Source organism: Streptomyces sp. SS8 (genome assembly GCF_054072955.1).
The window spans coordinates 70,411-90,806 of the sequence record NZ_JBSVCZ010000004.1 but is presented as its reverse complement, the minus strand read 5'-3'; the positions used below and the strand labels follow the sequence as shown (position 1 = coordinate 90,806).

The following is a 20,396-nucleotide window of genomic DNA, read 5'->3' as shown; positions in this document are numbered from 1 at the left end:
GGACATGGACGGCGACCGCATGACGGGCCGGGAGACCATCGAGGCGCTGCTGGCGCGCTCGCACCGGCTGGGCTCCGACCCGCGCAACACCAACTACGCGGGCGGCAACACCTCCGCCAAGGGCACCGGCACCGACCCCGTGACCGGCGGCGGGACCGAACTGCTGTGGGTCAAGGGCTCCGGCGGGGACCTTGGCACACTGACCGAGGACGGGCTGGCGGCCCTGCGCCTGGACCGGCTGCGCGCGCTGAAGGACGTGTACCCCGGGGTGGAGCGCGAGGACGAGATGGTCGCCGCGTTCGACCACTGCCTGCACGGCCGGGGCGGCGCGGCCCCCTCCATCGACACCGCGATGCACGCTCTGGTGGACGCCGCCCACGTCGACCACCTCCACCCCGACTCCGGCATCGCGCTCGCCTGCGCCGCCGACGGCGAGAAGCTGACGGCCGAGTGCTTCGGCGACACCGTCGTCTGGGTCCCCTGGCGGCGCCCCGGCTTCCAGCTCGGGCTGGACATCGCCGCCGCCAAGGAGGCCAACCCGCGGGCGATCGGCTGCGTCCTGGGCGGGCACGGCATCACCGCGTGGGGCGGCACGTCAAAGGAGTGCGAGGCCAACTCGCTGCACATCATCCGCACCGCCGAGGCGTTCCTCGCCGAGCGTGGCCGGCCCGAGCCCTTCGGCCCGGTCCTGGCGGGCTTCGAGCCGCTGGAGGAGGACGAGCGCCGGGCGCGCGCCGCCGCGCTGGCGCCGTACGTGCGCGCCGTCGCCTCGGCCGACCGGCCGCAGGTCGGGCACTTCACCGACACCGGCGCCGTGCTGGACTTCCTCTCCCGCGCCGAACATCCGCGCCTGGCGGCCCTGGGCACCTCCTGCCCGGACCACTTCCTGCGCACCAAGGTCCGCCCCCTGGTCCTGGACCTGCCGGCGACCGCGCCGCTGGAGGAGGCCGTCGCCCGGCTGAAGGAGCTGCACGCCGTCTACCGCGCGGAGTACCGGGCGTACTACGAGCGGCACGCGACCCCCGGCTCCCCCGCGATGCGCGGCGCGGACCCGGCGATCGTCCTGGTGCCGGGGGTGGGGATGTTCTCCTTCGGCAAGGACAAGCAGACCGCGCGGGTGGCGGGCGAGTTCTACGTCAACGCGATCAACGTGATGCGCGGCGCGGAGGCCGTCTCCTCCTACTCCCCCATCGGGGAGAGCGAGAAGTTCCGCATCGAGTACTGGGAGCTGGAGGAGGCCAAGCTGCGGCGGATGCCGGAGCCGAGGGCCCTGGCCGCCCGGGTCGCGCTGGTCACCGGCGCGGGCTCGGGCATCGGGCGGGCCATCGCGCGCCGGCTGGCCGCCGAGGGCGCGTGCGTGGTGGTCGCCGACCTGAACGCGGAGAACGCCCGCGCCGTCGCCGAGGAGCTGGGCGGCCCCGACAAGGCGGTGGCTGTGACGGTGGACGTCACCGACGAGGAGCAGATCGCCGAGGCGTTCGGGGCGGCCGCCCTGGCCTTCGGCGGCGTGGACCTGGTGGTCAACAACGCGGGCATCTCCATCTCCAAGCCCCTGCTGGAGACCACCGCCGGGGACTGGGACCGCCAGCACGCCATCATGGCCCGCGGCTCCTTCCTGGTCTCCCGGGAGGCGGCCCGGGTGATGACCGCGCAAGGGCTGGGCGGCGACATCGTCTACATCGCCTCCAAGAACGGCGTGTTCGCCGGCCCCAACAACATCGCCTACGGCGCGGCCAAGGCCGACCAGGCGCACCAGGTACGGCTGCTGGCGGCGGAGCTGGGCGAGTGGGGCATCCGCGTCAACGGCGTCAACCCCGACGGGGTGGTGCGCGGCTCCGGCATCTTCGCGGGCGGCTGGGGCGCCCGGCGCGCGGCGGTGTACGGGGTGCCGGAGGAGAAGCTGGGCGAGTTCTACGCCCAGCGCACCCTCCTCAAGCGCGAGGTGCTGCCCGAGCACGTGGCGAACGCGGTGTTCGCGCTGACCGGCGGCGAGCTGAGCCACACCACCGGGCTGCACATCCCCGTCGACGCGGGCGTGGCCGCCGCCTTCCTGCGCTGACGTCCCTCCCAGATCCCCTGCCCGGCCACCGCGGTGGCCGGGCAGGTCCAATCCCGTTCCCCCGCGAGGTCCCGACGTGTCCCCTGCCCCACCAACACGCTCCCCCCTGTCCTTCGCCGCCGTCGATCTGGGCGCCTCCAGCGGGCGCGTCATGGTGGGCACGGCCGGGCCGGGCGTTCTGGAGCTGCGCGAGGCGCACCGCTTCCCCAACCGCCCCGTCCGCGTCGGCGGCACCCTGCACTGGGACGTCCTCGGCCTGTACCGGGGGGTGCTGGACGGGCTGCGGGAGGCGGGCCGGGCCGCACCGAGTGGCTCCCTGGCCTCGGTCGGCGTCGACTCCTGGGCGGTGGACCACGGGCTGCTGGACGCCTCGGGCGCGCTGCTGGGCAATCCGGTGCACTACCGCGACGGCCGCACGGCGGGGGCCGCGGAGCGGGCCGCGGCCGTGATGCCGCCCGGGGAGCTGTACGCCGCCACGGGCCTGCAGCACCAGCCGTTCAACACCCTCCACCAGCTGGTGGCGGCCCGCGGTACGCCCCCGATGGAGGCCGCCCGGCGGCTGCTGCTCATCCCGGACCTGATCGCGTACTGGCTGACGGGCGAGGCGGGCACCGAGCTGACCAACGCCTCCACCACCCAGCTGGTCGACCCGCGTACCGGCGACTGGGCGCGGCCGGTGGCGAGGGCGTTCGGTGTGGACCTGTCGCTGTTCCCGCCACTGCGGCGGCCGGGCGATCCGGCGGGCGAGCTGCTGGGCGAGGTGCTGGAGGAGTGCGGGCTGGACGGGCCGGTGCCGGTGACGGCCGTCGGCTCGCACGACACCGCATCGGCCGTGGCCGGGGTCCCGGCACAGAGCGGGCGGGCGTTCGCGTACATCGCCACGGGTACCTGGTCGCTGGCCGGTGTGGAGCTGGAGGCGCCGGTGCTCACCGAGGACTCGCGCGCCGCGAACTTCACCAACGAGCTGGGCGTGGACGGCACGGTGCGCTATCTGCGCAACATCATGGGCCTGTGGCTCCTCCAGGAGTGTCTGCGCTCCTGGGAGGCCGAGGGGCTCGCGCCGGACCTGGACGCGCTGCTGCGCGAGGCGGCGAAGGCGCCCGCGCTGCGCTCGGTGGTGGACGCCGGCGATCCGGCCTTCCTGGCGCCGGGGCGGATGCCCGCGCGGATCGCCCAGGCGTGCCGGCGCACCGGCCTTCCGGTCCCCCGCGATCCGGCCGGGACGGTCCGCTGCGTACTGGACTCCCTGGCCCTGGCCCACCGCCGGGCGGTCGCCGACGCACAGCGGCTGTCGGGGCGGGAGGTGGAGGTGGTGCACATCGTCGGCGGCGGGGCGCGCAACGAGCTGCTGTGCCAACTCACGGCCGACGCCTGCGGGCTGCCGGTGGTGGCGGGCCCGGCCGAGGCGGCGGCCTTCGGCAACGTGCTGGTCCAGGCGCGCGCGGCCGGCGCCGTGCGCGGTGACCTGGCGGCGCTGCGCTCCCTGCTGCGCGCCACCCAGCCGCTGCGGCACCATGAGCCCATGGGTGACCAGGCAGCCTGGCGTCGGGCGGAGGCCGCGGTATGCGGGTAGCGCTGTTCGTGACGTGTGTGACCGACACCCTCTACCCGGGCACCGGACGGGCCGCTCTCGCCGTGCTGGAGCGGCTGGGGGTGGAGGTGGACTTCCCCCTGGCCCAGAGCTGCTGCGGGCAGCCGCAGTTCAACACCGGCTACCGGCGCGAGACCGAGCCGCTGGTGCGCCGCTTCGCCGAGGTCTTCCGCGGCTACGACCACATCGTCACCCCGTCCGGTTCGTGTGCGGCGATGGTGCGCGAGAACCATCCGCGGATCGCCGCCCGGGCCTTCGGGGGCCGGGCGGAGGCGGAGGTGGCCAAGGTGGCCTCCAGGACGTACGAGCTGAGCGAGTTCCTGATGGACGTGCTGGGGGTCGCGGACGTGGGCGCGTACTACCCGCACACCGTCACCTACCACCCCACCTGCCACGGTCTGCGGACGCTGGGGCTGGGCGACCGGCCCCGGCGGCTGCTGGAGAACGTGCGCGGCCTGGAGCTGGTGGAGCTGCCGGGCGCACGGGAGTGCTGCGGTTTCGGCGGGACGTTCGCGGTGAAGAACGCGGCGGTGTCGGCGGCGATGGGCGCGGACAAGGCGCGCGGCATCGAGGGCACGGGGGCTCAGGCGGTGTGCGCGGTGGACAACTCCTGCCTGATGCACATCGGCGGCATCCTGGCCCGGCGGGGTTCGGCCGTCCGGCCCGTCCACCTCGCCGAGATCCTGGCCTCGGCTGACGGTGGCACGGCGGCGGCTGACGGCACGGCGACGGACGGCGGCACGGCTGACGGCACGGTCGGCGGCGCGGAGGAGGAGGCGCGATGAGCGGTGGGACGTTCCTGGGCATGCCGGCCTTCCCCGAGGCCGCCGCCGCGGCCGTCCGCGACGGGCGGCTGCGCCGCAACCTGGGCCACGCCACCGGCACCATCCGCGCCAAGCGCGCGCAGGCCGTCGCCGAACTGCCGGACTGGGCCGGGCTGCGGGCCGCCGGCGCGGCGATCAAGGACCGCACCCTGCGCCACCTCGACCACTACCTGGAGCGGCTGGAGGAGGCCGTGACCGCCGCGGGCGGTACCGTCCACTGGGCGGCCGACGCCGCCGAGGCCAACCGGATCGTCACGGAGCTGGTCCGCGCCACCGGCGAGAGCGAGGTGGTCAAGGTCAAGTCGATGGCCACCCAGGAGATCGGCCTGAACGCCGCCCTGGAGGCCGCCGGGATCCGCGCCTACGAGACCGACCTGGCCGAGCTGATCGTCCAGCTCGGCGACGATCTGCCCTCGCACATCCTCGTCCCCGCCATCCACCGCAACCGCGGCGAGATCCGCGACATCTTCCGCTCCGAGATGGGACGTTGGGGCCGCCCGGCGCCCGAGGGGCTGAGCGAGGAGCCGGCCGAGCTGGCCGAGGCGGCCCGGCTGCACCTGCGGGAGAAGTTCCTGCGCGCGAAGGTCGGGATCTCGGGCGCCAACTTCATGGTGGCCGAGACCGGCACGCTGGTGGTGGTGGAGTCCGAGGGCAACGGGCGGATGTGCCTGACCCTGCCCGAGACGCTGATCTCGGTGGTCGGCATCGAGAAGGTGGTGCCCACCTGGCGCGATCTGGAGGTCTTCCTCCAGCTCCTGCCCCGCTCCTCCACCGCCGAGCGGATGAACCCCTACACCTCGATGTGGACGGGTGCCGCGGACGCCGAGGGCGGCGACGGTCCGCGCGACTTCCATCTGGTGCTGCTGGACAACGGCCGTACCGACGCGCTGGCCGACACCGTCGGACGCCAGGCGCTGCGCTGCATCCGCTGCTCGGCCTGCCTGAACGTCTGCCCGGTCTACGAGCGGGCGGGCGGGCACGCCTACGGCTCGGCCTATCCGGGTCCGATCGGCGCGATCCTCACCCCCCAGCTGCGCGGCACGGTCACGGAGCTGGACGCCTCGCTGCCGTACGCGTCCTCGCTGTGCGGGGCCTGCTACGAGGTCTGCCCGGTGGCCATCGACATCCCCCAGGTCCTGGTCCATCTGCGCGAGCGTGTCGTGGAGGGCGGCGAGGCGACGGTGCGCGGGCGGCGCACCACCGTCCGCCCCGCCCGCGGGCACGCCGCCGAGCGGGCGGCGATGCGGGCGGCCCGCTGGGTCTTCGAGCACCCGGCGGCACTGCGGGCAGGCCAGCGGCTGGCCTCCCGCACCAGGCGGCTGCATCCGCGTCGCCTGCCGGGGCCGGGCCGGGCCTGGACGGCGAGCCGTGAGCTGCCCGAGGTGCCCGCCGAGTCCTTCCGCGACTGGTGGGGGCGCGAACGGGGGGACGACGGCGGGGGACGGAGAGACCGGGGAGAGCGGGGAGGCGACCGATGAGCGGCCGCGAGGTGGTGCTGGGCCGGATCCGCCGCGCCCTGCGGGACGTGCCGCGCTCCGAGACGCCGGACGACGTCCCCGTGCCCCGGGAGTACGCGCGCGCCCACGTCCCGTCCGGGAGCGGGGCGGCCGGAACGTCCGGGGCGCTCACCGGGCTGCTGGCTGAGAACCTGGCGGACTACCGCGCCGTGGTGCACCGCACCGGCGCCGACGGCCTGCCCCCGCTGCTGTGCCGTCTGCTGGCGGAGCGCGGCAGTGCCACGGTGCTGGTGCCGCCCGGTCTGCCGGCGCACTGGCTGGAGGCGGCCGGCCCCGTCCGTGTCCACGACCGTGCCGCCGCCACCGCGCGTGAGCTGGACTCGGTGGACAGCGTGGTGACCGGATGCGCGGTGGCGATCGCGGAGACCGGCACGATCGTGCTGGACGGCGGCCCCGGGCAGGGGCGCCGCCGCATCACCCTGGTCCCCGACCACCACATCTGCGTGGTGCGCGCCCCCGGGCAGGTGGTGGCGTCGGTGCCCGAGGCGCTGGAACGGCTCGACCCGGCCCGTCCGCTGACCTGGATCTCCGGCCCGTCGGCCACCAGCGACATCGAGCTGGACCGGGTGGAGGGCGTCCACGGCCCGCGCACCCTGGAGGTGGTCCTCGTCGAGGAGACGGTCTCCGAGGGGTGAAACGCGGGCGGGCGCAACCGGGGCTGCTCCGTCGGGGCGCCGCCATTGCTCTCTACCTCTGTCACCGTGCGTGGCCTCTTGTCGCTCGGCGCGCCCGCGACTAGCTTCCCCGCATGCCTTCCCGCCGTTCCCTCCTCGCCGGCGGCGCGGCAGCCGCACTGGCCGCCCCGCTCCTGCCCACCGCCACCGCCGCCGCGTCCGGCGACCGCTCCGGAGGCCGGGGCGTCGTCCCCGGCGCCGACGTCGCGGCCGCCCGCGACTGGTCCATGCTGCGCGGCCGCCGAGTCGGCGTGATCAGCAATCCCACCGGTGTCCTGCGCGATACCGGGCACATCGTGGACTCCATGGCCGCACGCAGCGAACTGGAGATCGCCGGAGTCTTCGGCCCCGAGCACGGTTTCCGGGGCAGTGCGCAGGCCGGCGGATCCGAGCCGGAGTTCACCGACCCGCGCACCGGCCTGACGGTGTACGACGCGTACGGCGCGGGCGCGGCGAAGCTGGCCGAGCTGTTCACCAGGGCCGGGGCGGACACGATCGTCTTCGACATCCAGGACGTCGGTGTCCGCTTCTACACCTACATCTGGACCATGTACAGCGCGATGGTCGCCGCCCGCTCCACCGGCGCCCGATTCGTGGTGCTGGACCGGCCCAACCCGATCGGGCGGCGGGCCGACGGCCCGCTGATGACCGAGGAGTTCACCTCGGGGGTCGGCGCCGAGGTGATCATCCAGCAGCACGGGATGACGGTGGGCGAGCTGGCCCGCTACTTCAACGGCGAGCTGCTGCCCGCAGAGGGCGGGGGCGGGAAGGTGGCGGAGCTGGAGGTCGTGCCGGTACGCGGCTGGGACCCGTACTCCACCGCGCACGGCAGCGGCCTGCCCTGGGTGCCGCCCTCCCCGAACATGCCGACCGCGGACACCGCCGTGGTCTACGCCGGGACCGGTTACTTCGAGGGCACCAACCTCTCGGAGGGGCGCGGCACCACCCGCCCGTTCGAGTTCGTCGGCGCGCCGTACCTGGACCACCGCTACAGCGACCGGCTGAACGCGCGGAGGCTGCCGGGGGTGCGGTTCCGCGAGGGCTACTTCGTGCCGACGTTCGGCAAGCACACCGGCGCCACCTGCGCGGGCGTCCAGATCCACGTCACCGATCCGCTCCGCTACGAGCCGATCCCCACGGCGGTGGCGATGCTGGTGGAGGCACGGCGGTACGCCGAATTCGCCTGGCGCCAGGACTCCTGGGACACCAGGCGCCCGTTCTGGATCGACAAGCTCTCCGGCTCCCCCAGGCTGCGGGAGATGATCGACGCGGGCGAGGACGTGGAGGAGATCACGGCCGCCTGGCGGGAGGAGGTGCGCGCCTTCGAGCGGGCGCGCCGCCCGTACCTGCTCTACCGCTGAGAGGCGTCGGCGGCCGGTTCGGCGCAGACCGTCTCGCCGTCCGCCCCCGTGCCCTCGCAGCGGAACACCTCCCGGGGCGGCTCGTCGAGGTCGGTGATGTCGTCGACCCGCAGGAAGGAGACCGTCCGGCCCACCGGTTCCCCTCCGTCCCGGTGGAACTCGATCCGGCCCGTGGCACCGGAGAACGGCCGGTCGACGTTCCGGCGCAGCACTTCGGTGTGGACGGCCACCGGGCCGATCAGCCGCGGGTTCCAGGGGCCGTCGGAGGGGCGGACGCGCGCGGTCAGCGACTCGACGGCCTCCAGCAGCAGGACGGCCGAGTCGTAGGCGAGTCCGACGCGTTCGCCCACCGGCTCCCCCGGGCCGCCGCCGCTCGAACCGGTGCAGCGCGGCTTCTCCAGGGCCCGGTCCTCCGTGTCCGTACTGACCAGCTGGAGGAATTTGGCCGCCCTGCGGTCCCCGTCCTTCTCCGCCCGCAGGCGCAGTGCCTCGCAAGTGGCCAGGGGTGCTTTGGAGGCGAAGACCAGCGGCAGACCGGCCGGCGCGCTCCTGCGCAGCGAGGGATTGGCCATGTAGCGGTTGACCGAGTCGTCGGCCACCAGCAGGAACGGCTGCTCCTCGCAGGTGTCCAGGGCCCTGAGGAAGTCGTGGAACTCCGACCACCGCCCGGCGAAGAACAGCATTCCCCGGTAGCCGCACTCCTCTTTCCGCAGCCCCTTGTTCTCGAAGTCCTCGACGTACTCCAGGTTCGCGACCTTCTCCTTCAACTGCTCCACCAGGGTCGAGACGTAGATGTCCTCCTGCAGGCTGGACCGCTCACCGACGGTGTAGTAGACGCGTGTGCCGCGGACCTTCCGGTTCCCGGCGTACTCCGCGACCATGGTGGCCTGGTCCCTGTTGGGGGCGGCGATCTGCAGGTAGAGCGGGGAACCGCGGTGCATGCCCTCGCCGGAGAGGGTCGGGGCGACCGCGGGGATCCCCGCCTCGTTGAGCTTCTTCAGTGCCTCGATGGTGCTGGTGCGGCTCTCCACCAGCCCCACGACACCGACGACGGGGGCCTCTCCCCCTCCGTGCGCCAGGTCCGCGACCATGCCGATCACCAGATCGGCGTGCCTCATCTGGAAACCGGCGTTGGCGACCACCACGTTCATCAGCGGTACGTCGGCGGCGGTGGCCGGCTGCTGGATCCCCTGATACTGGGCCACGGCCAGCCCCTCGAGTTCCTGGCGCTCGGCGGCGTACGCCTCCTCGTCGTCGTTGGTGTTGCGGCCCGTGAGTGTCCCCAGATGGACGATCGTGACATAGGGGCGGCGCCGGCCGCTGCTCTCCCAGTTCTCGCGCGCCTCCCGGTTCTGCTCGAAGAGCTTGCCCTGGATCCGCTGGAGCTTCTCCTGGCCGGGCTGGTCGTTGAACCGGAAGGCGTCGCTGTCGCTGTAGCCGACGCACTCGCCGCCCACGCTCCGGACGGACACCTGACCGGAGAAGGGCCGGTGCAGGCAGCCCGGTCCGCCCAGCCACTGCTGCGACCAGCCGAGGAGCGGCACCAGCAGGGCCAGGCACAGCGCGGCGGCGAAGGTGCGGTGGGCGTACCACCGCGGTGCCTCGGGTGCGATCACCGCCGGTCCGCCACCGTCCTCGCCGTCGTCCCGTACGGACGTGCCGGAGATCTCCACCGGCAGGAGCCAGGCCCTGCCGTCCGCGGCCGGTTGTCCCGCGGCCGACTCCCGCTCCCATGCCGCCCTGCCACCCTGCCCGATCTCCTCCGGCCGGACGGGGACGAGCGCGGGGGCCTTCGGGAGACCGGTTTCCCACGGCTGCCGTCGACGGGCGTAGACGACCAGCAGCGGGTCCCACCCTTGCGTCTCGTAACGCACTTCCCCTACGAGTCCGAGCAGACGCTCGCCCGCGTCCCCCGGTCCGGCTCCCTCCACCAGCACGACGGGGTAGACCGTCCGCCGCCAGCACCGCACGCGCCAGGACAGACGGGGATAAGCCCGCCGGAGGTCCTGCAGGAAGGCGTGGACGAGCAGCTTGTCGAGATCATCCCGCCGCTCGCCTCTGCACTCCGAGGCCAGGATCCACTCGGCGAAGTCCAGGAAGCCCCCCGAGGCCTTCGGCGACAGGTACCTCTGGCGCATGAACCAGCGATAGGGGCGGCCGATCCCGGGAAACCGTCCGGACACCGCCATCCGGAACAGGGCCGTGGGGATCCCCTGCCGCAGCAGCCACCACACCAGTTGCCAGACGGGGCCGATCTGGCCGGCGAGACCGGCCCGGTCCGCCGCCTGGCCTTCCTGAGCGGGGGCCCGGCGGCTGCGCAGCCGGGCGGTGATCTCGGCGTGGCCGTCGCCCCCCTCGCCGCTCCACGGCCCCAGCAGGCACCGCAGTACCTCGTAGTGCCGGAAGCCGATGTGCCCGGAACCGAAGCTCCGCACCGACAACAGCTCGTACAGTCTGTCCAGCAGCAGGCGGACGTCGTCCGCGCCGGACGGCTCCCCCGCGTCGGCCCGCGCGTGGGGCACCTGCCGCCGGTCGGTGGTCCCCAGCCGCTTCTCCAAGGAGTCGAGGACGGCGGTGGCGCCTTCGCCACCGAGCCACACCAGAGGGAGGTCGCGTTCCCTGCGGGGCCGCCGGAGCAGAGAACCGATCCACTCCAGGAAGCAGCCGGTGCCGCGCGGTGACCGTGCCCCGGCCGGTTGTCCGCTGACGGGGCCGTCTCCGCCACCGCGCGACGCGGTCGCGCCGCTCCCGTTCCCCGCGTCCATGCCCGTGCCCACCCCCGTGATCCGGCCACCCGGCGCTCCGGTTGCCCCCGGACTCCGGGGACACAGTCTGCCGAAAGGCCCGGCGTGGCATCAGGGTCTTGTGGAAAACCGTTCCGGCCGCGCTCCGTGCCGGCCGTCCGCCGACGGGGCGGCGGTCACATCGCCTCGGTGAACGCGTCGTAGGCCCGCCGGTCGAACAGGACGAAGCGGATCTCGTCGAACGCCCCGGCCGCCTCCCCCCGCCCGGTCTCCTCCCGTACCGCGCGCAGCGCGGTACGGGCACCGTCGTCCAGCGGCCAGCCGTAGACGCCCGTGGAGACCGCGGGGAAGGCGACGGTGCGGGCGCCCAGTTCGCGCGCCACGCGCAGCGACTGCCGGTAGCAGGAGGCGAGCAGTTCCGAGCGGTCCTCCTCCCGGCTGAAGACCGGTCCCACGGTGTGGATCACCCAGCGCGCGGGCAGCCGTCCGGCCGTGGTGGCCACCGCCTGTCCGGTGGGCAGGCCCCTGCCGTAGCGGGAGGCGCGCAGGGCCCGGCACTCGGCGAGGATCTGCGGTCCTCCCGCGCGGTGGATCGCCCCGTCGACGCCCCCGCCGCCCAGCAGGGAGGAGTTGGCGGCGTTGACCACCGCGTCGGCGGACTGCTCGGTGATGTCGCCCTGGACCAGCCGGATCGTGACCACGGGTCCATCCTGCCCGCTGCCGGGGCGAAACGGCACCAGGCCGGCCGCGGCGCCAGGGCAGGGGGCACCGAGCAGGGACGGCTCAGGGCAGGGGGAGGCCGGCCGCCCACGCCAGGCCGCCGAGCAGATGGCGCCGGAAGGCGGGATCGGCGTAGGCCTCGGGGCTGTGGCCCAGGGCGGTGTAGAACGAGCGCCCTCCGGTGTTCTCGTGGCACCACGCCAGCGGGTGGTCCTCCCCCATCCCGCCGCCCTCGTAGGTGGACTCGTCGGCGGAGAGCAGCACCCGCACCCGGCCTCGCGGGCTGGCCCGGAAGTCGTACCACTCGTCGGTGAACGGCCAGGCGGCATCCAGGTGCGCGGTGGCCGGATGCCCGCGGTCCTCCACCACCGCCACGCCCGGCTGGAGTTCGGGGTGCCTCTCGAAGCGGGCGCCGAGCAGTTCGCCGTACCAGGGCCAGTCGTACTCGGTGGTGGCCGCGGCGTGCACGCCGACGAAGGCGCCTCCGGCGGCGGCGTACTCCCGCAGCGCCTCGCGGCTTTCGGAGGTCAGCACGTCGCCGCTGGTGGAGAGGAAGACCACCGCGCGGCAGCCGCCCAGGGCGGCGGCGAGGACACCGGGGTCCTCGGTGGCCTCGACGGTGAGACCCAGGCCGCCGCCGAGTTCGCGGAAGGCCTCGATCCCGTGCGGGATGGAGTCGTGCCGGTAGCCGGTGGTCCGGGTGAAGACGAGGATCGGTTCAGTGCTCATGACCCCATGGTCCCCCGCCCCGGCACCGCGCCGGACTACGCTCGTCGGCATGCCAGCACGTATCAAGGACCTGGTCGTGGACGCCACCGACCACCAGGCGCTCGCCGACTGGTGGTGCGCCGCGCTGGGCTACGAACGCCGCAGGCCGCTGGGACAGCCTCCCCCGCCGGCGGAGTGGGCGGTGGCCATCCACCATCCGCAGGACGCCGGGCCGGTGATCTGGTTCAACCCGGTGCCGGATCCCAAGACAGGCCGGAACCGGGTGCGCTTCGACCTGTGGGGCGACACCGGCGAACTCCTCGCACTGGGCGCCACCATGGTGCGCCGGCATGACGAGGAGACCGAGTGGGACGTCCTGGCCGATCCGGAGGGCAACGAGTTCGGCGTGTTCGCCCCGCGTTCCTCGGGGCTCCACCTCTCGGGCGGAAGGACCACCCTGTGACGGGCGCCGCCGGCTCCATACCCGCTGCGTCCGGCCCCGTACGGAGGCTCATCGACACGGTGGCCTGGGTGCATCTGCGCGACGGGGTGATCCTGGGCGCCCGTACGCGCGGCAAGGACCTCTTCTACATCCCGGGCGGCAAGCGCCACCCCGGGGAGAGCGACGAGCAGACCCTGCTGCGGGAGGTCGAGGAGGAGCTGACCGTGGCGATCGTGCCCGGCACGATCGCCCACGTGGGCACGTACGAGGCCCCGGTGGACGCGGGCACTCCTCAGGTGGTGGTGCGGATGGCCTGCTACACCGGCGACTACCGCGGCACGCTCGCCGCCGCCGGCGAGATCGAGGAGATCCGCCTGCTGTCGTACGCCGACCGCGATCTGGTGCCGCCGGTGGACCAGCTGGTCTTCGACGAGCTGTACACCGCGGGGAGGCTGTCGTGACCGCTCCCGCCGTGGAACTGCGCGAGACCGTACCCGGCGACCTGCCCCTTCTCCACCGCTTCCGGCTCGATCCGGAGGCCAACCGGATGGCGGCCTTCACCGTCGCCGACCCCTCGGACCGCGCCGCTTTCGACGCCCGCTGGGAGCGGCTCCCCGGCGACCCCGGGATCGTGAGCCGGACGGTGCTCGCCGACGGCGAGGTCGTCGGCAGCGCCGCGGTCCACCCCCGCCCCGGCGGTCCGAACGCGCGCGAGGTCACGTACTGGATCGCCCGCGAGCACTGGGGCCGGGGCATCGCGGGGCGCGCGCTGGCCTCCCTTCTGGTAGAGCACCCGCACCGGCCGCTGTACGCCCGCGCCGCCGGGGACAACCACGGCTCGCTGCGGGTCCTGGACAAGTGCGGCTTCGTGCGCTGCGGCGAGGACGCCGGATACGCGGCGGCACGCGGTGAGGTGGTGGAGGAGTACGTGCTGGTGCTGCGCTGAGGCCGGCTCAGGCGGGGGCGGTCTCGACCGCGTCCGGTCCCGAGCCGGCCGGGCCCGCCGTTTCCGGTCCGGAGGATTCCGGGAGAACGGCGTCGCGCCGCAGCAGGGCCGCGTAGCGCCCGTCGCGCGCGATGAGCTCCTCGTGGGTGCCGCGCTCGGCGATCCGGCCGCCGTCGAGGACGACGATCTGGTCGGCGTCGCGGATGGTCGACAGGCGGTGGGCGATCGTCAGCGTGGTGCGTCCCGCGGCCAGCGCGTCGACGGCCCGCTGGACCGCCTGCTCGGTGCGGGTGTCCAGGGCACTGGTGGCCTCGTCGAGGATGAGGACGGGCGGGTCGCGCAGAATGGTCCTGGCGAGGGCCAGACGCTGCTTCTCGCCTCCGGAGAAGCGGTATCCGCGCTCGCCGACGAGGGTTTCGTAGCCCTCGGGCAGCGAGACGATGTGCTCGTGGATCCGGGCGGCGCGGGCCGCGGCCTCGATCTCGGCGTCGGTGGCGCCGGGGCGGGCGAAGCGGAGGTTGTCGGCGACGGAGGCGTGGAAGAGGTAGGTCTCCTGCGACACCACTCCCACCGTCCGGGCCAGGGAGTCGAAGTCCAGCTCCCTCACGTCGACGCCGTCGATGGTGACCCGGCCCCCGGTGACGTCGTACAGCCGGGGCACCAGATAGCTCAGCGTGCTCTTGCCGGACCCGGTGGCGCCGACGACGGCGAGGCTGCTGCCCGCCGGGACGGTCAGGTCGATGCCGCTGAGCGTGGGGGTGGCCGAGTCCGGGTCGTAGGAGAAGCTGACGTTCTCGAAGCGGACCTCGCCGCGCGCCCGCCCCAGCCTCACGGGCCGGGCGGGCTCGGTGATGTCCACCGGCAGGTCCAGGTACTCGAAGATGCGCTGGAAGAGCGCGAGCGAGGTCTGCACCTGCACGCCGGTGCTCAGCAGTGAGACGGTCGGGCGCAGCAGGCCCTGCTGGAGGGTGACGAAGGCGACCAGGGTGCCGATGGAGAAGGCCGGGCCGCCGAGGTGGAGAAGCAGTCCGGCCGCCCAGTACAGCAGCGCCGGGATGGCCGCCATGATGATGCCGATGACCGACATCCGCCAGCGCCCGGCCATGTTGGAGCGGATCTCCAGGTCTGCCAGCCGCTCCGACTCCTCGGAGAAGGACCGGGTGAGGGAGTCGGCCCGGCCCATGGTGCGGCCCAGCAGGATGCCGCTGACCGACAGCGACTCGGTCACCATCGCCGACATCGCCGCCATCTGCTTCTGCCGCCGGGTGGCGATCCTCCTGCGCTCCCGGCCCACCCTGCGGCTTATCCAGACGAACAGCGGCATCAGCAGCAGGGAGACGAGGGTGAGCCGCCAGTCCAGCACCAGCATCGCCACGATCGTCGCCACCACGCTGGTGAGGTTGGAGACCAGGGAGGTCGCGGTGGAGGTGACCGTGGCCTGCATTCCACCGATGTCGTTGGCGATACGGGACTGGACCTCGCCGGTCCGGGTGCGGGTGAAGAACGCCAGGGGCATCCGCTGGAGCTTGGCGTAGACCCCGGTGCGCAGGTCGTGCATGACGTGCTGGCCGACGGTGGTGCTGATCAGTGTCTGGAGGACGTTGAAGACACTGGTCAGCACCGCCGTGGCGATCATGCCGAGGGCGAGCAGGGACAACAGGCCGGTGCGCTGCTCGGGGATGGCCACGTCGAGGATCTCGCGCAGCAGGAACGGCGAGGCCACCGACACCAGCGAGGAGGCGCCGACCAGCAGCCCGACCACGGCCAGCCGCCCGCGGTAGGGGCGGAAGAGGCGCAGGATGCGGCTGATCTGGGCGGGCGGCTGCGGCTCGCCCTTCTCCCTGCGCGGTGGGGTCCAGTCGGGTTCGTCGCGGTGCAATGCGCTCCTTCGGCGGTCGCGGGGGCGGGGCGGCGGGCCCGCGCTCGGGCGGCCGGTCCCGGTTCACCAGCCTACGGTCGCCCGCCCGCCGCCCGCCCGGACGCCGCCGTGCCCGGGCGGGCGGCCTCCCGGACAGCGGTCCTCCGTCCGGGGGCACCGGCCGGACGGGCTTCCGGCCAGGAGACGAGGCTCCGGCCGTCGCCCGCCACGACCGGGTGCCGCGCCGGACGCCGGATCCGGATCGTGTACCGGGCCCGTCCATGCCGTGCACCGTCGCGTCCGCCGCGCGGAAAACCCTTTGCCCTACCGCCGGGAATGGCGGAAGGCTTGCACGGCCGCTTCCGCCTGTCCGACATCGAGACCGTTTCCGGGACGTCATGCGCATTCGCGATCTTCCATATCCCGATCCCGGCGACCCCGACGTACGGTCCGGGTCCCGCCTCATGCTCTGGCTGTGGCGCTCACAGCTGGGCGGCCAGCTGAAGGCGCTGGCCTGGGGGACGCTCCACATGGCGGCGGTCGCCTCCTTCCCGCTGGCCGTGGGCATGGCCGTACAGGCCGCCACCGAGCGTTCCGGGGACCGGCTGGTCCTCGCGGGCGTCCTGACGGTGGCACTGGGTCTGGCGGTCACCGTCGGCGACACCATGCTGCACCGCGCCGCCATCACCAACTGGATCACCGCCGCGGCCCGGGTGCAGCAGCTGCTGGCCCGGCGGACCGCCGCGCTGGGGGCCGCGCTGACCCGGCGGGTGGCGGCCGGCGAGGTGGTGGCCGTCTCCACCGGGGACATCGAGAAGATCGGCTGGTTCGTCGAGGCCGTCTCCCGCTTCGGCGCCGCTTCGCTGACCACGGCCGGGGTGTGTACGGCCCTGGTGGTGTACGAGCCGCTGCTGGGCGCCGTGGTGACGCTGGGCGTGCTGGTGCTGGTGGCGGCCGTACTGCCGCTGCTGCCGCCGGCGACCCGCCGGGCGGACGCACAGCGGGCGAAGGCGGGGCGGGCCACCGAGCTGGCCGCCGACACCGTGGCCGGGCTGCGGGTGCTGCGCGGCATCGGGGGCGAGGAGCTGTTCCTCGGCAGGTACCGCAGGGCCTCGCAGGAGGTGCGGCGGGCTGCGGTGCGGACCGCGCGGATGTGGTCGCTGATCGACGCCGTGCAGGTGGTGCTGCCGGGGGTGCTGCTGATCGCGGTGGTCTGGCTGGGTGCGCGGCTGGCGCTGGACGGCACGGTCGCGGTGGGCGAACTGGTGACGGTGTACGGCGCGGTGACCTTCCTGCTCTTTCCGCTCCGGCTGTTCCAGGAGATCGCCATGGCCTACTCCTTCTCCCGCCCGTCGGCCGAGCGGACCGCCCGGGTCCTGGCACTGAGCCGCGGGACGCGGACACGGGACGCGGTGGATACGCGCGACGGCGCGCGGATGCTGCCGGACGGCGACCTGTACGACCCGGTGAGCGGGCTGCTCGCCCCGGCCGGAAGTCTGACGGCGGTGGTGTGCGGCGATCCCGACGCGGCCGGCCTGCTCGCCGAACGGCTGGGCGGGCACGGCACCGGGTCCGCGGCACACGAGCCGTCGGTGCTGCTGGGCGGGGTCGCCCTGGACGAGGTGCCGCTGGAGGCGGCCCGTACCGCCGTGCTGGTCCAGGACAAGGACCCGGTGCTGCTGTCGGGCACCCTGGGGGAACTGCTCGACGTGCCGTCGTCCGGTGCGGTCGCGCCCGGGCAGGCGCTGGAGGCGGCCCGGTGCGGCGATGTGCTCGCCGCACTGGCGCGCGCCGGGGGCGCCCCGGACGGCGACCCGATGCGGGCCCGGATCACCGAGCGCGGCAGGTCGCTGTCGGGCGGCCAGCGCCAGCGGCTGGCGCTGGCCCGGTCGCTGGTCGCCGATCCGCGGGTGCTGGTGCTGGACGAGCCGACCAGCGCCGTCGACTCGCACACCGAGGCACGTGTCGCCGACGCACTGCGCCGGCTGCGGGCCGGCCGCACCACGGTGGTGTTCTCCTCCAGCCCGCTGCTGCTGGACCGGGCCGACCGGGTGGCGTTCGTCTCCGGCGGCGCGGTGACCGCCGTCGGCACGCACCGGGACCTGCTGGCGGACGAGCCGGGGTACCGCGCGGTGGTCACCCGTGAGGCCGACGGCGATGACGGCCACGGTACCGGCGGCACCGACATGGCCGGCGAAAGCGGGCTCGCGGCCGGCCCGGCCGGGAGCCGGGGGCCGCGGCACGAGCGGATGGAGGAGAGCGCATGATCGGCATCGCACCGCCCGCCCATGATCCCACCGCGTCCGAGTCGGCCGCGGTTCTGCCGACGGGCGCACCCGGGACCGTGCGCGCCTACGCCGGCGAGCTGGTCCGGCGGCACCGCGGGGCCTTCGCCGTGCTGGTGTCGGTGAACGCCGCAGCGGTGCTGGCCTCCATGGCCGGCCCCTATCTGCTGGGGCGGGTGGTGGAGGACCTCGCGGCGGGGGTCCGCGATCTGCGCCTGGAGCGCACCGTCGTCCTGTTCGCCGCGGCCCTGGTCGTCCAGACGGTCTTCGTCCAGCAGGTGCGGCTGCGCGGAGCGGTGCTGGGCGAGCGGATGCTGGCGGATCTGCGCGAGGACTTCCTGGTCCGCTCGGTGCGGCTGCCGCCGGGAGTGCTGGAGCGGGCCGGTACGGGTGACCTGCTGTCCAGGATCACCACCGACATCGACCGGCTGGCGGGCGCCATGCGCGAGGCGGTGCCCCAGCTGTCGATCGGCGTCGTCTGGGCCGCGCTGCTGCTGGGCGCGCTCACGGCCACCGCACCGCCGCTGGCGCTGTCCGTCGTGATCGCCCTGCCGCTGCTGCTGGTGGGCTGCCGCTGGTACTACCGGCGGGCGCCGGCCGCCTACCGCCGCGAGGCGGCGGGCTACGCGGCCGTCGCCGCCGCCCTGGCCGAGACCGTGGACGCCGGGCGGACGGTGGAGGCCCACCGGCTGGGCCCGCGCCGGATCGCCCTGTCCGAGCACCGCATCGGTCGCTGGACGGCGTGGGAGCGCTACACGCTGTGGCTGCGCACCGTCCTCTTCCCCGTCGTCAACGGCACCCATGTGCTGATCCTCGGTTCGGTGCTGATGCTCGGGGGCTTCTTCGTGCTGCGGGGCTGGATCTCGGTCGGCGAACTGACCACGGGCGCGCTGCTGGCCCAGATGCTGGTCGAACCGATCGGCCTGATCCTGCGCTGGTACGACGAGCTCCAGACCGCCCAGGTGTCCCTGGCCCGGCTGGTCGGGGTGCGGGAGATCGAGCCGGAGTCCGGCGACGGCGCGCTGCTCCCGGACGGCCGCGAGGTGCGGGCCGACCGGGTGCGGTTCGGCTACGGCGCGGGGGGCGACGTGCTGCACGGGGTGTCGCTGGACGTCGCGCCCGGTACGCGGGTCGCGCTGGTGGGGCCGTCGGGTGCGGGCAAGTCCACGCTGGGCCGGCTGCTGGCGGGGATCTACGCGCCGCGGACGGGCGAGGTCACGCTCGGTGGGGCCGAGCTGTCCCGGATGCCCGCGGAGCGGGTACGCGAGCATGTGGCGCTGGTCAACCAGGAGCACCACGTCTTCGTCGGTTCGCTGCGCGACAACCTGCTGCTGGCGAAAGCGGACGCCGGTGACGCCGAGCTGTGGGCCGCCCTCGCCGCGGTGGACGCCGACGGCTGGGCCCGGAAGCTGGCCGGCGGCCTGGACAGCGAGGTCGGCTCCGGCGGGGAGGCGGTCACCCCGGCCCGGGCCCAGCAGATCGCGCTGGCCCGGCTGGTGCTGGCCGATCCGCACACCCTGGTGCTGGACGAGGCGACTTCCCTGCTGGACCCGCGTGCGGCCCGGCATCTGGAGCGCTCGCTGGCGCGAGTCCTCGAAGGTCGCACCGTGGTGGCTATCGCGCACCGGCTGCACACCGCGCACGACGCGGATGTGATCGCGGTCGTGGAGGACGGCCGGATCAGCGAGCTGGGAAGCCACGGCGAGCTGGTCGCCGCCGGCGGCGCCTACGCCGCGCTGTGGCGGTCCTGGCACGGCTGATCCCGTCCCTTCCGCCGTACGGCCCGGAGCGCTCCGGGCCGTACGGCGGAAGGGCTGGGCGTGCGGCGGGGCAGGGCCCGGCCCGGGAGGACCCGCCGGGAGGGGTTTCAGCCGAGGAAGCCCACGGCCCACAGCCCGCTCAGCCCGCCGGCCAGCATGAAGCCGGGCATCAGGACCTGCACCTCGACCCAGCTGCCCGCCTTGAACCGCATGGGCTTGGGCGTGCCCAGCGGATACCAGCGCTTGCTCCCCACGGGTATCGGCCACAGGACCGGGCAGCCGGAGACGGTGATGGCGTCGCCGAGGTCGTGGACCAGGGCACCCAGCACGATCGGCAGTCCCAGCCACAGGTACTCCTGGCCGGGTGCGGTGAACAGCCAGTCCGCCCCGTTCCCGGGCTTGTTCAGGATGTCCGCCAGGATCCAGGCGCTGGTCGCCCCCAGCAGCCACACCAGAACGTCGCTGGAGACCCGCGCCGCCCGCCACAGCAGGCCCTCGACGGCCAGCACCATGTGGACGAAGAGGATGCCCAGCACCGCCCAGCGTCCGCCGAGCATCGCGAAGGCCGAGAAGCCGGCGCCCATCGCCACCGCCCACAGCCAGGTGTGGGTGAGGGTGCGGTGGCCTCCCGCGCGCCGCGGGTCGCCGGACTTGCGGGTGGCCTTGTAGACCGCGCACGAGAGTTTCTCGATCACCATGCACAGCCATCTGGAGAGCGGGCCGAAGGCGCGGGAGATCGTCGCCGACTTGTGGTCCAGGTCGGGTGCGAGAGCCGCGCCCGCGCAGATCAGGGCGCCGACCACCAGGACCGGCCACGGCATCGGCCGGTCCAGGGCGTCCGCCACCGCTCCCACCCCCAGCCACGCCGCCGCCCCCGACAGTGAATGCGCCGGTCCCATCATGTGCG

16 protein-coding genes are annotated in these 20,396 nt (G+C 74.1%); 11 read left to right on the top strand and 5 right to left on the bottom strand.

Translation table 11 applies throughout. The features are described 5' to 3' along the window. The first annotated feature begins 4 nt into the window (after positions 1–4). From ACW69E_RS05725 to ACW69E_RS05700, 6 genes are all read left to right on the top strand, one after another. A complete protein-coding gene (locus ACW69E_RS05725) occupies positions 5–2,059 on the top strand; it encodes a bifunctional aldolase/short-chain dehydrogenase (RefSeq protein WP_457497071.1) in 2,055 nt (684 codons plus the stop codon). A 76-nt stretch (positions 2,060–2,135) separates the two neighbouring features. Continuing rightward, positions 2,136–3,632 carry a rhamnulokinase gene (locus tag ACW69E_RS05720; protein ID WP_457497070.1) on the top strand — a complete coding sequence of 499 codons (1,497 nt, stop codon included), beginning with the start codon at positions 2,136–2,138 and terminating at the stop codon, positions 3,630–3,632. Then, a complete protein-coding gene (locus ACW69E_RS05715; RefSeq protein WP_457497069.1) occupies positions 3,623–4,435 on the top strand; it encodes a (Fe-S)-binding protein in 813 nt (270 codons plus the stop codon). Before ACW69E_RS05720 ends, ACW69E_RS05715 begins: the two co-directional genes overlap by 10 nt. Then, a complete protein-coding gene (locus ACW69E_RS05710) occupies positions 4,432–5,952 on the top strand; it encodes a lactate utilization protein B (protein WP_457497068.1) in 1,521 nt (506 codons plus the stop codon). The genes ACW69E_RS05715 and ACW69E_RS05710 overlap by 4 nt, the downstream gene beginning before the upstream one ends. Then, complete coding sequence (locus ACW69E_RS05705) at positions 5,949–6,626, top strand: LutC/YkgG family protein (protein ID WP_457497067.1); 678 nt, start codon at positions 5,949–5,951, stop codon at positions 6,624–6,626. Before ACW69E_RS05710 ends, ACW69E_RS05705 begins: the two co-directional genes overlap by 4 nt. A 113-nt stretch (positions 6,627–6,739) precedes the next feature. Then, complete coding sequence (locus tag ACW69E_RS05700; RefSeq protein WP_457497066.1) at positions 6,740–8,026, top strand: exo-beta-N-acetylmuramidase NamZ family protein; 1,287 nt, start codon at positions 6,740–6,742, stop codon at positions 8,024–8,026. On the opposite strand, the gene ACW69E_RS05695 is transcribed toward ACW69E_RS05700, so the two are convergent. The 3 genes from ACW69E_RS05695 to ACW69E_RS05685 form a co-directional block, all read right to left on the bottom strand. After that, positions 8,017–10,791 carry a hypothetical protein gene (locus ACW69E_RS05695; RefSeq protein WP_457497065.1) on the bottom strand — a complete coding sequence of 925 codons (2,775 nt, stop codon included), beginning with the start codon at positions 10,789–10,791 and terminating at the stop codon, positions 8,017–8,019. The genes ACW69E_RS05700 and ACW69E_RS05695 overlap by 10 nt on opposite strands. Before the next feature lie 155 nt (positions 10,792–10,946). Continuing rightward, a complete protein-coding gene (locus ACW69E_RS05690; RefSeq protein WP_457497064.1) occupies positions 10,947–11,471 on the bottom strand; it encodes an O-acetyl-ADP-ribose deacetylase in 525 nt (174 codons plus the stop codon). Between the two features lie 82 nt (positions 11,472–11,553). Further along, positions 11,554–12,219, bottom strand: coding sequence for a ThuA domain-containing protein (locus ACW69E_RS05685; RefSeq protein WP_457497063.1), 666 nt, complete (start codon positions 12,217–12,219; stop codon positions 11,554–11,556). A gap of 49 nt (positions 12,220–12,268) precedes the next feature. Here ACW69E_RS05685 and ACW69E_RS05680 point away from each other — a divergent pair, with 49 nt between their 5' ends. From ACW69E_RS05680 to ACW69E_RS05670, 3 genes are read left to right on the top strand one after another with little or no spacing between them, the layout of a single operon-like run. Further along, the gene (locus ACW69E_RS05680) at positions 12,269–12,661 is read left to right on the top strand and encodes a VOC family protein (RefSeq protein ID WP_457497062.1); all 393 of its coding nucleotides are present in this window, start codon (positions 12,269–12,271) and stop codon (positions 12,659–12,661) included. Continuing rightward, complete coding sequence (locus ACW69E_RS05675; RefSeq protein ID WP_457497061.1) at positions 12,658–13,101, top strand: NUDIX hydrolase; 444 nt, start codon at positions 12,658–12,660, stop codon at positions 13,099–13,101. The genes ACW69E_RS05680 and ACW69E_RS05675 overlap by 4 nt, the downstream gene beginning before the upstream one ends. Beyond that, entirely contained in the window at positions 13,098–13,586 is a 489-nt protein-coding gene (locus ACW69E_RS05670) for a GNAT family N-acetyltransferase (protein ID WP_457497060.1), read from the top strand. The genes ACW69E_RS05675 and ACW69E_RS05670 overlap by 4 nt, the downstream gene beginning before the upstream one ends. 7 nt (positions 13,587–13,593) lie before the next feature. Here ACW69E_RS05670 and ACW69E_RS05665 read toward each other — a convergent pair whose 3' ends face one another. Continuing rightward, positions 13,594–15,465 carry an ABC transporter ATP-binding protein gene (locus ACW69E_RS05665; protein ID WP_457497059.1) on the bottom strand — a complete coding sequence of 624 codons (1,872 nt, stop codon included), beginning with the start codon at positions 15,463–15,465 and terminating at the stop codon, positions 13,594–13,596. Positions 15,466–15,842: 377 nt separating this feature from the next. On the opposite strand from ACW69E_RS05665, the gene ACW69E_RS05660 reads away from it, so the two are divergent. Both ACW69E_RS05660 and ACW69E_RS05655 read left to right on the top strand, forming a co-directional pair. Then, entirely contained in the window at positions 15,843–17,711 is a 1,869-nt protein-coding gene (locus ACW69E_RS05660) for an ABC transporter transmembrane domain-containing protein (protein ID WP_457497058.1), read from the top strand. Next, complete coding sequence (locus tag ACW69E_RS05655) at positions 17,708–19,489, top strand: ABC transporter ATP-binding protein (protein WP_457497057.1); 1,782 nt, start codon at positions 17,708–17,710, stop codon at positions 19,487–19,489. The genes ACW69E_RS05660 and ACW69E_RS05655 overlap by 4 nt, the downstream gene beginning before the upstream one ends. Before the next feature lie 107 nt (positions 19,490–19,596). Here the strand turns inward: ACW69E_RS05655 and ACW69E_RS05650 are convergent, their stop codons facing one another. Then, positions 19,597–20,391: a metal-dependent hydrolase gene (locus ACW69E_RS05650; RefSeq protein ID WP_457497056.1), complete on the bottom strand. Its 795-nt coding sequence runs from the start codon at positions 20,389–20,391 to the stop codon at positions 19,597–19,599. Positions 20,392–20,396 lie beyond the last annotated feature (5 nt).